General features: G+C 68.1%; 12 protein-coding genes and 1 rRNA gene. 6 read left to right on the forward strand and 7 right to left on the reverse strand.

From position 1 onward, the window contains the following. Positions 1-185 precede the first annotated feature (185 nt). Positions 186-302, forward strand: a 5S ribosomal RNA gene (gene rrf, locus ACIO3S_RS20660). 297 nt (positions 303-599) lie between these two features. Here rrf and ACIO3S_RS20665 read toward each other — a convergent pair. Together ACIO3S_RS20665 and ACIO3S_RS20670 are read right to left on the reverse strand one after the other, a co-directional pair. Beyond that, the gene (locus tag ACIO3S_RS20665) at positions 600-1895 is read right to left on the reverse strand and encodes an MFS transporter (RefSeq protein WP_400467556.1); all 1296 of its coding nucleotides are present in this window, start codon (positions 1893-1895) and stop codon (positions 600-602) included. Between the two features lie 56 nt (positions 1896-1951). Then, positions 1952-2974, reverse strand: coding sequence for a DUF2332 domain-containing protein (locus ACIO3S_RS20670; RefSeq protein WP_400467558.1), 1023 nt, complete (start codon positions 2972-2974; stop codon positions 1952-1954). 76 nt (positions 2975-3050) lie between these two features. Between ACIO3S_RS20670 and ACIO3S_RS20675 the strand changes: the two genes are divergently transcribed. Beyond that, positions 3051-3851 carry a siderophore-interacting protein gene (locus tag ACIO3S_RS20675; protein ID WP_160026203.1) on the forward strand — a complete coding sequence of 267 codons (801 nt, stop codon included), beginning with the start codon at positions 3051-3053 and terminating at the stop codon, positions 3849-3851. Between the two features lie 39 nt (positions 3852-3890). Here ACIO3S_RS20675 and ACIO3S_RS20680 read toward each other — a convergent pair whose 3' ends face one another. Genes ACIO3S_RS20680 through ACIO3S_RS20690 form a run of 3 tightly spaced genes read right to left on the reverse strand, consistent with a single transcriptional unit; the run spans position 3891 to position 6863 of the window. Next, complete coding sequence (locus tag ACIO3S_RS20680; protein WP_400467561.1) at positions 3891-5156, reverse strand: Nramp family divalent metal transporter; 1266 nt, start codon at positions 5154-5156, stop codon at positions 3891-3893. Between the two features lie 21 nt (positions 5157-5177). Further along, positions 5178-6407 (reverse strand): RNA polymerase sigma factor, encoded by a 1230-nt coding sequence (locus ACIO3S_RS20685; RefSeq protein ID WP_400467563.1) that lies wholly within the window; start codon positions 6405-6407, stop codon positions 5178-5180. A gap of 27 nt (positions 6408-6434) precedes the next feature. Next, on the reverse strand, positions 6435-6863 hold the full coding sequence (locus ACIO3S_RS20690; RefSeq protein WP_160026206.1) for a YciI family protein: 429 nt from the start codon (positions 6861-6863) through the stop codon (positions 6435-6437). 134 nt (positions 6864-6997) lie between these two features. On the opposite strand from ACIO3S_RS20690, the gene ACIO3S_RS20695 reads away from it, so the two are divergent. After that, positions 6998-7882: an LLM class flavin-dependent oxidoreductase gene (locus tag ACIO3S_RS20695; RefSeq protein WP_400467566.1), complete on the forward strand. Its 885-nt coding sequence runs from the start codon at positions 6998-7000 to the stop codon at positions 7880-7882. On the opposite strand, the gene ACIO3S_RS20700 is transcribed toward ACIO3S_RS20695, so the two are convergent. Then, positions 7879-8709, reverse strand: coding sequence for a nicotianamine synthase family protein (locus ACIO3S_RS20700; protein WP_400467568.1), 831 nt, complete (start codon positions 8707-8709; stop codon positions 7879-7881). The genes ACIO3S_RS20695 and ACIO3S_RS20700 overlap by 4 nt on opposite strands. A gap of 196 nt (positions 8710-8905) precedes the next feature. Between ACIO3S_RS20700 and ACIO3S_RS20705 the strand changes: the two genes are divergently transcribed. Beyond that, positions 8906-9283, forward strand: coding sequence for a YciI family protein (locus ACIO3S_RS20705; RefSeq protein ID WP_160026209.1), 378 nt, complete (start codon positions 8906-8908; stop codon positions 9281-9283). Between the two features lies 1 nt (position 9284). Next, complete coding sequence (locus ACIO3S_RS20710) at positions 9285-10517, forward strand: RNA polymerase sigma factor (protein WP_400467570.1); 1233 nt, start codon at positions 9285-9287, stop codon at positions 10515-10517. Positions 10518-10535: 18 nt separating this feature from the next. On the opposite strand, the gene ACIO3S_RS20715 is transcribed toward ACIO3S_RS20710, so the two are convergent. Continuing rightward, positions 10536-11150 (reverse strand): TMEM165/GDT1 family protein, encoded by a 615-nt coding sequence (locus ACIO3S_RS20715; RefSeq protein WP_350839125.1) that lies wholly within the window; start codon positions 11148-11150, stop codon positions 10536-10538. 246 nt (positions 11151-11396) lie between these two features. Between ACIO3S_RS20715 and ACIO3S_RS20720 the strand changes: the two genes are divergently transcribed. Beyond that, complete coding sequence (locus ACIO3S_RS20720; RefSeq protein WP_400467573.1) at positions 11397-12182, forward strand: HAD family hydrolase; 786 nt, start codon at positions 11397-11399, stop codon at positions 12180-12182. Positions 12183-12602: the final 420 nt, after the last annotated feature.

Here is a 12602-nt window from a genome sequence, read left to right on the forward strand (position 1 = left end):
GTTGATAGGCCGGAGGTGTACAGCAGTGATGCCCAGCCGACCGGTACTAATAGGCCGAGGGCTTATCTTTCATAAACCCTCAACAAAAACAACAAACGAAGACCGTCAAGTCTCGCGTCCACAACCAACTGTTGTAACACAGGTTTGGTCACCCCCTGCGATGCAGGGAGCGTGATCTCTAGAGTTACGGCGGCCATAGCGAAGGGGAAATACCCGGTCCCATCCCGAACCCGGAAGTCAAGCCCTTCAGCGCCGATGGTACTGCAACCGAGAGGCTGTGGGAGAGTAGGACGCCGCCGGACATATCTTTTCGCAGGGCCACCTCTTCGGAGGTGGCCCTGCTGCCATTTGTGCCCATTGCCGAGGTGATTATGAGGCCTCTTCGCGCCACGCCCGGTTGACGTGAGCAGCGGCGCGAGGTCCAATGTCATAGTTGCAGTCCGTACCAACAACACCTCGAACAAGGAGTTCCCATGGTCAAGAAGCTGCTCATCGCCGCCGTCGTTGCCGCGGGTCTCGGCGTGGCCATCAAGCTGGTCACCAGCCGCTGATCCAGAGCTTCTCCAGCTGCCCGGTGCCCTCGAGGTGCCGGGCAGCTGTCATTTGGTGCCCTGGGACGCTTCCTCGTCCGGAGTGACCGTGGCAGCAGGAGCGATGGGCTCTTCCTTCGGGACGTCGACCTCAGCCAGCGACCGGCGAGCGCCGGGGATGACGAGGATGCCGCCGACCATGAGGAAGAGCAGCAGGCCGGCGAGGACGAGCAGGGACTCGACCGAGAACTGGTCTGCGAGCGGGCCGAAGACCACCATGGAGAGCGGCATGGCAACGGACATGACGATTCCGACGATGCCGAAGACTCGCCCCTGCATCTCTGGTTCCACACGCTCCTGAAGGATCGTGAACGCGGGCGCGCTCAACGCCGAGAAGGCCACCCCGATCAGCAGACCGAAGACGAAGAAGACCCACATGTTCGTGGAGACTCCGAGCCCGACGACGAACAGTCCGATGAGGACGACGGAGCCGACCATCAAGCGCATGCGGTGAATGATCTTGGGTCCGAACGCGGCCATGGCGGCACCGCCGGCCAGCATGCCGAAGCCCCAGAACAGCTCGTTCGCGGTGAGCTTCCAGACCTCGTCGCCGAAGGTACGCGTGACCATGAGCGGGGTGAGGTAGGACGGGGCTCCGACCATCACCATGACCAGCGTGAAGAGCACGAGGATCCAACGTACGTGCGCATGTGTCGAGACGTACTTGAGGCCGGCGCGGAGGTCGCCGAAGTAGGAGACCTTCCCCTGGTCGGGGCGTACGAGGCGGGCGACCGGGACGAGGGCCAGGAGGCCGACGCCGATGAGGGCCGTGATCGCGTCGATGAAGAAGACGGCGACGATGTCCATGCTGGCGTAGATCACCGCGGCGAGAGCCGGCGCGAGGAGCGTCATCGCGGACTGGATGGTCTGGAAGGCGCCGTTGATCCGGAGGAGCTGGGACTCCGGCGCGATCTGCGGGATCATCGCGGTGACGGCAGGCATCTGGATGCCGGCGAAGACGGAGCGGATGGCCAGGGCGAGATAGATGATCCAGAGGTCGTCGATCCCACTGACCATCAGTCCGGCCAGGATCAGGGTGGCGACCGCGATGGTGGCGTCGGAGCCCATGATCAGGAACTTGCGGTGATGTCGGTCGGCCCAGACGCCGCCGAAGATCGACATGAACGCCTGCGGGAGCATGCCGAAGACGAGGCTCAGCATCAGCACCGACCCGGAGCGGGTCTCGATGGTGAGATGCCACATCACGGCGTACATCACCAGCATCGAGCCGAGCAGGGAGACCGTTTGGCCGGCGAGGAAGATCGCTGCGTTGCGCCTCCAGCCGGGAAGCTCGTCGGCGGGCATGCCGACCAGCCTTTACCCGGAGGCGGAACGCGTCAACCGACTTTGGTCTCCCGCGGCTACGCCAGGATCAGCGGCGGGCCGTGGTGGCTCGAACGGGCGAGCACGTCGCCGTCGAGGCTGAGCGCGGGACCGTCGGTGCGGATGTCCCAGCCCGAGGCCGTCTGCGCCGGCGGGACGCCTTCCATGCTGACGTGGGCGATGGGCAGGCGCCCACGCGCGTCGGCGACGGCAGCGCGTACGCCGGTGCGTACCTCGATCGGCCAGTACTGCTCGGTGATCGACTGCCAGACGACCGTGAGGACATCGGCGTCGGCCGGGTCGGTGAGCTGTTCCTTCAGCCAGGTGTCGGCCGAATCGACATCGACCACGGGTGGGTCGCCGGCCGCGGCCCGGAGGGCACCGGCGAGCCTGGCGTGACGATCGATCTGGTGGGGCCATACGAACGAGGTCAGGTACTCGCGGCCGGCCGCGGTGGAGACATCGACCGGGGCGAGGTCGCAGCCACGGCGCGCTACGACCTCGAACGGAACCGGACGCACCCCGGCGCTCTGGGTGTCGATCGCCAGCGGGCTGTCCGTGGGCCCGTACGCCCAGTCCTCGCCGTGGAAGTGGTAGCGGTCGACGAGCAGGTTGAGCCCCGCCGAAGCGCCTGGCTCGAGCAGCCGGATGCGGTGCAGGCCGGTGCGGCGTACGGCCTCGAAGATGCCGATGAGGAGGCTGGCGGAGCGGCCGACCTCGTTGGTCTGGGGCGCCACTTCCAGACCTGCGCGGAGCTCGTCGACGTGAGCTGCGAGCACCTGCTCGAACACTGGCCAGGCGGTGACGTACGCGTCGGTGCCTCCGAGGTTGGGATAGAAGCGTTCGAGCTCGGGAGCGTCGCCGCGGAGGACGATGCGGTGAAGAGCCGCCAGGAGGCGCAGCTGCACGGCATCGGCGCGGGAGGCGTCGAGGTGATCCCGGCAGATCTCAGCGATGGGACCACCCGCGTCGAGGTCGTCCGCGAATCGGTTGAGCAGCCAGCCGTAGAGGTGCTCCTCGTGGCCGAAGTGGTCGCGGAAGAGCTCGGAGAGAGTCGCCATGGGCACATCCAAGCACTGACGCCCGCTTGGCAGCATAGGTAAGGTAACCCTTACTTACAGGGGAATGGAGCAGGGCATGGGATTCGACGACGGCCGGAAGCTGAAGGGCGTGTACGCGGCCGAGGTGCTGCACAACAAGCAGGTCACGCCGCACATGGTGCGGCTCACCTTGGGAGGCGATGATCTGCGACGCTTCCCGCAGCGCGGCTTCGACCAGTGGTTCCGGCTCTTCCTGCCGCGACCGAACGGAGAAGCCACCAACTTCGACGCGGTGCCCGAGAAGCTCGGGACGATCGACTACCTGAAGTACCTGAGGCATGGCGACCGGCCGCCGCTGCGCAACTACACCGTGCGCGAGCACCGGCCCGACCTCGGTGAGATCGACGTCGACTTCGTCGTGCACGGGGATCTCGGGATCGCCGGCCCGTGGGCGCGTACCGCGCAGCCCGGCGAGCGGGTCGTGCTCATGGATCAGGGCACGGGCTTCGACTACGCTCCGGACGCGTCGTTCCACCTGCTCGTCGGGGACGAGTCGGCCCTCCCGGCGATCGTCGGGATCCTCCGCGACATGCCGCGCGACGCGCGCGGCCTGGCGATCATCGAGATCCCGGACATGGCCGACGTCCAGGACGTCTCCGGGCCCGAGGGGGTCGAGGTGCGATGGCTGGCTCGAGGTGACTCCGACGGACAGCCCGGGGCGCTGGCGATCGCCGAGGTGAAAGCGTTCAAGCCCGAGGCGCCGGCCACGCTCTCGGCGTACCTCGTCGGTGAGCGGACGATCCCGGCCGAGGGACGTCGCCATCTGGTGTCGCTAGGAGTGCCCAAGTCGCGAATCACCTTCGTCGGCTACTGGCGGATCGGCAAGGCGCAGGCCTAGAGCCTGGTGCTCGCCGATCCACCGGGTTCCGCGTGGACCTTAGCCGAGCAGGTCCTGGACGGTGGTGCGGATCTGGTCGAAGGCGAGCCAGGCGAAGAGCAGGGCGCAGATGATGAGGCCGATGTTGGAGACCCACTTGTTGCGCCACTCCGCAGGGGTGTGGCTGGTGTTGAGGAGCCAGAGCAGGGTGACGGCCAGGAACGGCATGAAGAAGGCGCCCAGGACTCCGTAGATGAGGATCAGCCAGGTGGGCTCGTCGGCGAGCAGGAGCCAGATCATCGGGGGGAAGGTGAGCCAGAGGATGTAGGAGCGGTACCAGATGCCGCCGCTCTTGGCCTCGGGCTCGTCGGCCTTTCCACGAATGGTCCCCATGAAGTCCGCGAACATCAGGCTGACGCCGTTCCAGACGCCGACGAGCGAGGACATCGCCGCGGCCCAGAAGCCGATCAGGAAGAGCTTGCCGAACCAGTTGCCGTAGCGGTCGGCGAGCACCCTGGAGAGGTCGAGCATGCCCTGGTCACCGGTGCCGATGGCGATGTTGGCCGAGTAGAGCAGCTCGGCGCCGACGATAAGGGTGGCGACCACGAAGATGCCGGTCACGACGTACGCCGTGGTGTTGTCGATCCGCATCACGCGCATGAACTGCGGCGTGTGCCAGCCCTTCTCCCGCAGCCAGTAGCCGTAGGCGGCCAGGGTGATCGTGCCGCCGACGCCGCCGGCGACCGAGAGGATGTTGACCAGGGAGCCTTCGGGGATCGTCGGGACCAGGCCGACGAGGAGGTCGGGGAGGTTGGGCAGGGTGACGAGCGCCGCGCCGACCATCGTCACGAACATGATGCCGACCAGCACCGCGAGGAACTTCTCAAAGAGGCCGTAGCGGCCGGCCCAGACGATGGCGAGACCGATCAGGCCGGACAGGATGCCCCAGACCTTCACCGACGCGAACGAGAACAGCGCGGCCAGGGCCAGGCCGGTCCCGGCCATCGCGGCGGCACCGTAGATGAAGCCCCAGATCACGATGTAGGGGCCGAAGTAGATCGTCGTCCAGATGCCCAGACGTCGCCAGCCCTGGAAGATCGTCTCGCCGGTCGCCAGGCTGTAGCGCCCGGCGCCCTCGACCAGGACCACCTTCAGGACACATCCGATGACGACGGCCCACAGCAGGGCGTAGCCGTACTTGCTGCCGGCGATCAGGGTGGCGACCAGGTCGGCGGCGCCGACACCGGTCGCGGCCACCACGAGGCCGGGGCCCAGGATCCGCCATCGAGGGGCTTCGGCTGTCTCTGTCCTCGCTGCGTGTGACATGGGCGACAGGTATACCCCGTTTTAGGGAAGATCAGCGACTTTTTGCCGAAGGACGGCACGCTCGCGGTCGTTCGTGCACATCCCTGCTGCTCGCTCCAGCTCCTTGCGTGCCTCGACGGTTCGGCCCAGCCGCCGCAGCAGCTCGCCGCGTACGGTCGGGAGGAGATGGGTGTGGTCGAGCCGCTTGTCCTCGGCGATCCGGTCGACGATCTCGAGGGCTCGCAGCGGTCCGTGGGCCATCGCCACCGCCACGGCGCGGTTGAGGTCGACGATCGGGTTGGGTGCGATCCGGCCCAGGGCCTCGTAGAGGACGATGATCCGCTCCCAGTCGGTGGTCTCGACCGAGTCGGCGACCGCGTGCGTGGCGGCGATCGCGGCCTGGAGCCCATAGGGACCGAGGCCCCGTGGGGTCGCCTGCTCGAGGGCGGCCACGCCGCGGCGTACGGCACCTTGGTCCCATCGAGTGCGGTCCTGGTCCTCGAGGAGGACCGGGTCGCCGGCGGCATCGGTGCGTGCCGGGAAGCGGGAGGCGGTCAGCTCCATGAGCGCGAGCAGTCCGTACGCCTCCGGCTCGTCGGGCAGCACGCCGATCAGCACCCGGGTCAGTCTCCGTGCCTCGCGGGCGAGGTCGGTGCGGATCAGATCCTCGCCGGAGGTGGCGGTGGAGCCCTCGGTGAAGATCAGGTAGAGGACGTTGAGCACGCCGGCCAGACGCTGCCGGCGCTCGTCGGGCGAGGGCACCTCGAACGGGACCTTCGCGGCCGCGATCGTCTTCTTGGCGCGGGTGATCCGGGCCTGGATCGTCGGCACCGGCACCAGGAACGCCCGGGCGATCTCCTCGCTGCTGAGGCCGCCGACGACCCTCAGGGTGAGCGCCACCCGGGCCTCCTTGGACAGCACCGGGTGGCAGGAGACGAACATCAGCGCGAGGACGTCGTCATCGATCCGCTCGATGTCCAGGTCGGCGTCGTACGCCTCGTCCTGGTCGTGGGCGATCGCCTCGTACTTCTCGCGCTGGACCCCGGCGCGACGGATCGTGTCGATCGCCCTCCGCTTGGCGGTGGTCATCAGCCAGCCGACCGGGTTGGCCGGCTGGCCGTCGCGTGGCCAGGAGACCAGCGCCTCCGCGAGGGCCTCCTGGGCCGCGTCCTCGGCTAGGGCGAAGTCGCCGGTGTAGCGCGCGAGCGCGCCGACGATGCGGGCGGACTCGATGCGCCAGATCGCCTCGACGGCGCGCGTCGCGTCACTCATCGGTGTCTCCTCGGATGGTCGCGGTCCTCAGAGCTGCCCGGTTTTGGTGCGCCAGTCGAGCTCCTTCTGGATCCACGGGTTGTCCTGCGGAAACTCGTCGATCGTCGGCACCCGGCGGATCTCGACGGCGGATCCGGGGAAGCCACCGATCCGCTTGGCCCACTCGACCGCCTCCTCCTTCGATCCGACCGAGATCAGGTAGAAGCCCCCGAAGAGCTCCTTGGTCTCGCCGTAGGGACCGTCGGTGACCACCGGTGCCTCCTCGGCGTCGGTGTAGGTGACGACGGTGTGCTCCTCCGGGTCCAGCCCCTCCATCGCGAGCAGCACGCCCGACTTGATGAGCTCGTCGTTGAGCTTCCCCATCTTCTCGAGCATCTGCTCGAACGGGATGGCGGCCATCGCGGCGTTCTGCTTGTCCTCGTCGATCGTGCGCCAGATCAGCATGTACTTCGGCATCTCGGTTTCTCCTGTGTCGGTCGGGCCGTCTTGCCGGCCCGTTCACCCCTTGGTCGAACGAGGTCTACGCGGGATCGACAACGCTGCCAAGAATATTTTCGAAGGGGAGTTTCGCTCGTGGGTAGGTTGGGGTTGTGAAGATCTCGCTGTGGCCCAGTCCCGCCGTTCCCACTGCCGACATCCTTGCCGAGGCACAGGCGGCTGACCAGGCAGGTTGGTACGGCGTCTGGTTCGCCGACCACTACATGCCCAACACCGGCTCCGAGGACATCGACGACGGGCCGATGCACGAGGTCTGGGGGGTTCTCCCGGCGCTGGCCGCGACCACCGAGAACGTACGCATCGGGCCTCTGGTCTCCCCGACGACGATCCATCACCCGGCGCTGCTCGCGAACCGGTCCGCGACGATCGACCACATCGCCGGCGGGCGGTTCGTGCTCGGCATGGGTGCCGGCTGGCAGATCAACGAGCACAAGGCGTACGGCATCGACCTGCCGAGCGCGAAGGTGCTGGTCGACCGGTTCGAGGAGGCGATCGAGATCACCCGGTCGCTGCTCGACAAGCCGCGTACGACCTTCGAGGGGACCCACTTCCAGCTCACCGACGCTCCCTGCGAGCCGAAGCCGGTGGCCTCGCCGCTGCCGATCCTGGTCGGCGCCAAGGGCCCGCGGATGCTGCGCGTCGTCGCCCGGCACGCCGACGAGTGGAACACCTGGGGCACGCCCGAGAGCGCCGGCGCGGTGCGGGCCAAGCTCCTGGAGGCGTGCGAGCAGGTGGGTCGCGACCCCGCGACGATCAAGACGACCACCAACTTCATGCTTGACCTCGACGGTGTGAACCCTGGCTTCGCCCGGACGCAGACCGGCTCGGCCGGTGAGCTGCAGGACCTGATCGGACGCTACGTCGAGGCCGGGTTCGACGAGTTCATCCTGCCGACCTGGAACCTCGGCGAGACCGGTGCCGAGCGGATCGAGCGCGCGGCACAGCTCAAGGCCGAGGTGCTCGACCCTGCGCTCTAGTTCGAGCTGCTCGGGCGCGCGAGGATCGCACTGTTGATCACGTCGGTTCCCGGAGCGTCGACCTCGGGGTTGGCCTCGGCGACCACGTTCAGGCCGGCAAGGGCATGCGGACCGACCTGCGGGTAGAGCAGCGTACGCAGCCCCCGTGCGCTCCGCGCCAGGACGAGGCCGCCCGGCACCAAAGAGGTGGCCGCCTCGCCGAGCACCTCGGCCTTGGCGGCATCGTCGGACCCGACCAGGCCGGCGAGGAGCACGACGTCGACGGGGTGCGGTGGCGTGGCGGCGGAGGCTTCGGCGTGCTCGAACGTCACGCCGACGGCGCCCAGGCGTCCGAACGCGGCGGAGGAGAGCCGGATCGCCTCGGCGTCGTGGTCGACACAGTGCACCGCGATGCCCTGGTCGGCCAGACAGAGCGCCGTCAGGGGGAGCGGGCCCGAGCCGAGGAGCAGCACGTGCCGTGGGACGGTGCCCTGGCGGCGTACGGCTTCCAGCTCCATCTTCACGAGGAGCCGGTAGTTCTCGCGGTAGGGGAAGCGGGCGAACGCGCTCGCAGGGTCGGGGGAGAGCGCGATCCGGTCGGCCCAGACCCGCTCGAGCGCGTGCTCGCCGGCGGACGCGACCGATCGGAAGAGAGCCGGTGAGCGCGAGGGCGGCAGTGCGGCCAGCACCGCCTCGGCCTCCGGCTCGGGCACGCTGAGCACCGCGGTCACCAACCGGTTGAAGAGCGCGTCGACGACGATCCCGGGCTCCAGCGACGGCTGGTCGAGCAGGTCGTCGAGGGTGGAGACGAGACGTTCGTCGATGGCTTCGAACGTTCCCGGATTCACAACCGGTCACCCTTCCACATCGGCGACGGCAGCTGCACGGTGTTCCGCCAGGCGCCCGCTCCGCGGCACGGAAGTCGCCTCACCCGTATCGCACGCGTCGGCTGCTCGCTTCTGGGACGATGTAGAACTACGCCACTCGGCTCCGACGTATCCCCGTAAGCACGCCTACGGAAGGCGCCGACGAAAGGGAAGAGCGATGAAGTACGTCATCCTGATCCACTCCAACCCGCAGCCGTGGGGTCACCCGACGGGTGACTTCATCCCCGAGTTCCAGTCGCTGCCGCAAGCCTCCAGGGAGAAGCTCAACGCGGCCTTCGAGGGGATCATGGAGGAGCTCTCGGCCAACGGCGAGCTCATCGGCGGGCAGGCGCTCGCGGATCCGGCCTCGGCCAAGCTCTACCGCTGGGAGGCCGGCGAGCCGATCGCCACCGACGGCCCCTACTCCGAGGCGAAGGAGCATCTGGCCGGCTTCTTCCTGATCGACGTCGAGTCCCAGGAGCGAGCCGAAGAGGTCGTACGCAGCTTCAGCGGCCCCGGTGAGACGGTCGAGCTGCGGCCGGTGGCAACCTACTGACATGACGGTGACGGGAGTCGAGGACGTGTGGCGGCAGGAGTCCGCCCACGTCCTCGGCGCCCTGCTGCGGGTCCATCCCGACCTCCCCGACTGCGAGGACGCCGCCCAGGAGGCGCTGATCGCGGCCAGCCAGAAGTGGCCCTGCGACGGGCTTCCGGCCGACCCGAGGGCCTGGCTGATCCGGGTGGCTCATCGGCGGCTGATCGACCAGATGCGCGCGGACACGGCTCGGACCCGGCGCGAGGTCGCCGACGGGATCGCCCGGCGGCTCGACGAGCCGGACCCGGAGGCGGTGGAGATCGGCTCGGCCTACGACGACTCGCTGCGGCTGATGATGATGTGCGCCCATCCCGCGTTGCGCCGTCCCTCCCAGGTGGCGATCACGCTGCGGTGCGTGGGCGGTCTGACGACGTCGGAGATCGCGGCTGCGTACCTGGTTCCGGAGGCGACCATGGGGCAGCGGCTCAGCCGGGCGCGGGCGACGCTGAAGGACGAGGAGTTCTGCTCGCCGGCGCCTGACGAGCTGCCCGAGCGGATCGCCTGCGTGCTCGACGTCTGCCACCTGATCTTCAACGAGGGCCACACCCGCACCAGCGGTCCGGAGCTGCAGGGCATCGAGCTCACCGAGGAGGCGATCCGGCTGACCCGGATCGTGCGCGGAGTGCTTCCGGAGCACGACGAGGCCACCGGCCTGCTTGCTCTCATGCTGCTGACCCAGGCCCGATCGTGCGGTCGCGTCGATCACCTCGGCGACCTGATCCCGCTCAAGGACCAGGACCGCTCGCAGTGGGACCAGGAGCTGATCCGCGAAGGCGTGGCACTGCTGGAGGACGTACTCCCCGAGGGTCCGGTGGGTCGCTACCAGCTGCAGGCGGCGATCGCCGCGGTCCATGCCGAGGCGGAGTCGTACGAGGCCACCGATTGGCTCCAGATCAACCTGCTCTACGGGATGCTCGCGCAGGTCGCGCCCTCGCCGGCGGTCACGCTCAACCGAGCCGTCGCCGTGGCGATGAGTCTCGGCCCCGAGCACGGGATCGAGATCGTACGAGACCTGCTGGAGCACCCGGCGATGCAGCGCCACCACCGCGCCCATGCCGTGCTGGCGCACCTGCTCGAGCAGTCCGGTGACGTCGCGACGGCTCGGGAGCACTACGTGCTGGCGGCCCGGCTGACCCAGAGCGTGCCGGAGCAGCGCTACCTGAACCGCCGGGTCGAGTCACTCGACCAGACGTGACGGCTCACAGCTGACGGATCACATCTGTACGGCGCCATCGATGACGAGGATGATCCCGAAGATCGCGAACAGCGCGGCGGCACCGTACTTGATCACGTTCTCGGGGAGCTTGCGGCCGAGGAGGGCGCCCACACCGATCGCGAGCGCGTCGGCGGCGACCATCCCGACCGTGGAGCCGATCCAGGTGCCGAGCCAGCCCTCCTGGGTGGCCAGGGTGATCGTCGCGAGCATCGTCTTGTCGCCGAGCTCGGCCAGGAAGAACGCGATGCCGACGGCGATGATCGCCATGCCCCTGCTGTTGCGAGCCTTCTTGGCCTCGTCCTCGGTGAGCTCGTCGCCGCGCAGCGTCCATCCGGCGAAGACCAGGAAGGCGACTCCCGCGACGATGGTGATGTAGTGCTGGTGCTCGGCGAAGGCGTCTCCGATGAGGGCGCCGATGGCGACCGAGGCCAGATGGACGATCGCGGTGGCGGCGGTGATCCCGAGGATCACGTCGCGAGCCCGGTAACGGGTGGCGAAGGTCATCGCCATGAGCTGGCTCTTGTCGCCGAGCTCGGCGACGAAGATGACCGCGGTCGAAAGCAGGAAGGCGTACACGGGGTTCCTCTCCGGCACCGGCCGGAGGAGTCCCATGAGGGGTTGATCGTCCTTCGACCAGCACCGTCATGTTGATACGGATGCATGGTCGAAGGTCTCGTCCGCCACTTCGTGGCCGATCGCGCCGGGCCCTGAGGCCAGTGTGTCGACGCGACTGTTGAGGACTACTCCCCTTCGCGCCTTCAGTCTAGGTGACGGGTCTGACGCGGTCCCATTCGGGCGGTCCCCGGCCGGTTCGCCGAATTCCGTCATCCGAGATCCGATCCTGGTTAGGCTGACTTCATGGACGAGGCCGGAGTGCGCGCGGTCCTCTTCGACTTGCACGACACGCTCGTCCCGAGCGGCCACCCCGCCGAGCACGCCGCGGTGGCCAGGGGGATGGGCGCGGATCTCGGCGTCGACCCCGATGCGTTCGCGGCCGCGGTCGCGGACACCTTCGACGAGCGCGTACGCGGTCTGATGGCCGATGTGCACCACACCGTGCGCTACCTGGCCCGACGGGTCGGCGGGTCGCCGACCGAGTCGCAGGTGGAGAGCGCGATCACGCGGCTGCTGAACTACTCGCTCTCCCTGCATGCCGCGACCTGGGCGCTGCCGGCGCTCAAGTCGCTGCGCAAACGAGGGTTCAAGCTCGGCCTCGTCGCCGACTGCGGTGCGGAGACGGTCGCGATCTGGCCGCAGAGCCCGCTCGCGGACCACCTGGACGCCGTCTCGTTCTCCTGTCAGACGGGCGTACGCAAGCCGGACTCGGGCGCCTACCTCGTCGCCGCGGCGGCGCTGGAGGTGCGCACGGGCGAGTGCGTCTACGTCGGTGACGGCGCCGACCACGAGCTCAGCGGCGCCGAGGCGGTCGGGATGCGGGCTGTGCGGTTCCGGTCCCGGGCGCTCGAGGAGCTCGACGAGGCTGTCGCCTCCGACCTGGATCCCGACTGGAGCGGGCCGACGATCAGCGACCTGGGCGAGCTCGTCGGGATGATCGGGATCCCGATTCCGCGCGAAGGGTCCGCATCGCGGACGTTCGTCTCCGGCAATGTGGTGCCGTGGGGTTCCAAGAGATCGTCCCGCTGATCTCCGAGTTCGGTTCGGCGCTCGTCCGGTTGGCGTCTCGAGATGGCGTCCGTCGTCGGGTCAGGGTCCCACTTCTGAGGGCCGATGTCAGCCGAACCAGCGATTCGCCGGGCGTTCGGTCCGTTCCTCGGCACGGTGCCGGAGTGCCATCGAAACGGTGTCCGATATCACGCCGAACCTGTTACCTGTCTTTTGACAGGTTGGGCGCCCGCCGGGCTGGCCCAGTCTTCACGGCGATCGCTCCATCAGGCGGCACCGCACGCGGGAAATCGGCAGCAAATGGTCCTTCCCCCCTAGCGAGTTCCGACCGAAAACGGTAAGAATCGATCGACCGACAGGGAAGAATTTCTCCGACTCCGCCCCCACATTTCGGACTCAGGTTTCCAACAGTCTTGGTTTGCCCCCGAAGCCCTTGACCTA

This window comes from Nocardioides sp. NPDC087217, assembly GCF_044744805.1.
Lineage (GTDB): Bacteria > Actinomycetota > Actinomycetes > Propionibacteriales > Nocardioidaceae > Nocardioides.

Excerpts from the sequence above, each read along its gene's own strand:
- ACIO3S_RS20665 (WP_400467556.1), bottom strand. The coding sequence starts at position 1,895 with ATGCCCGCCGACGAGCTTCCCGGCTGGAGGCGCAACGCAGCGATCTTC.
- ACIO3S_RS20670 (WP_400467558.1), bottom strand. The coding sequence starts at position 2,974 with ATGGCGACTCTCTCCGAGCTCTTCCGCGACCACTTCGGCCACGAGGAG.
- ACIO3S_RS20675 (WP_160026203.1), top strand. The coding sequence starts at position 3,051 with ATGGGATTCGACGACGGCCGGAAGCTGAAGGGCGTGTACGCGGCCGAG.
- ACIO3S_RS20680 (WP_400467561.1), bottom strand. The coding sequence starts at position 5,156 with ATGTCACACGCAGCGAGGACAGAGACAGCCGAAGCCCCTCGATGGCGG.
- ACIO3S_RS20685 (WP_400467563.1), bottom strand. The coding sequence starts at position 6,407 with ATGAGTGACGCGACGCGCGCCGTCGAGGCGATCTGGCGCATCGAGTCC.
- ACIO3S_RS20690 (WP_160026206.1), bottom strand. The coding sequence starts at position 6,863 with ATGCCGAAGTACATGCTGATCTGGCGCACGATCGACGAGGACAAGCAG.
- ACIO3S_RS20705 (WP_160026209.1), top strand. The coding sequence starts at position 8,906 with ATGAAGTACGTCATCCTGATCCACTCCAACCCGCAGCCGTGGGGTCAC.
- ACIO3S_RS20710 (WP_400467570.1), top strand. The coding sequence starts at position 9,285 with ATGACGGTGACGGGAGTCGAGGACGTGTGGCGGCAGGAGTCCGCCCAC.
- ACIO3S_RS20715 (WP_350839125.1), bottom strand. The coding sequence starts at position 11,150 with ATGGGACTCCTCCGGCCGGTGCCGGAGAGGAACCCCGTGTACGCCTTC.
- ACIO3S_RS20720 (WP_400467573.1), top strand. The coding sequence starts at position 11,397 with ATGGACGAGGCCGGAGTGCGCGCGGTCCTCTTCGACTTGCACGACACG.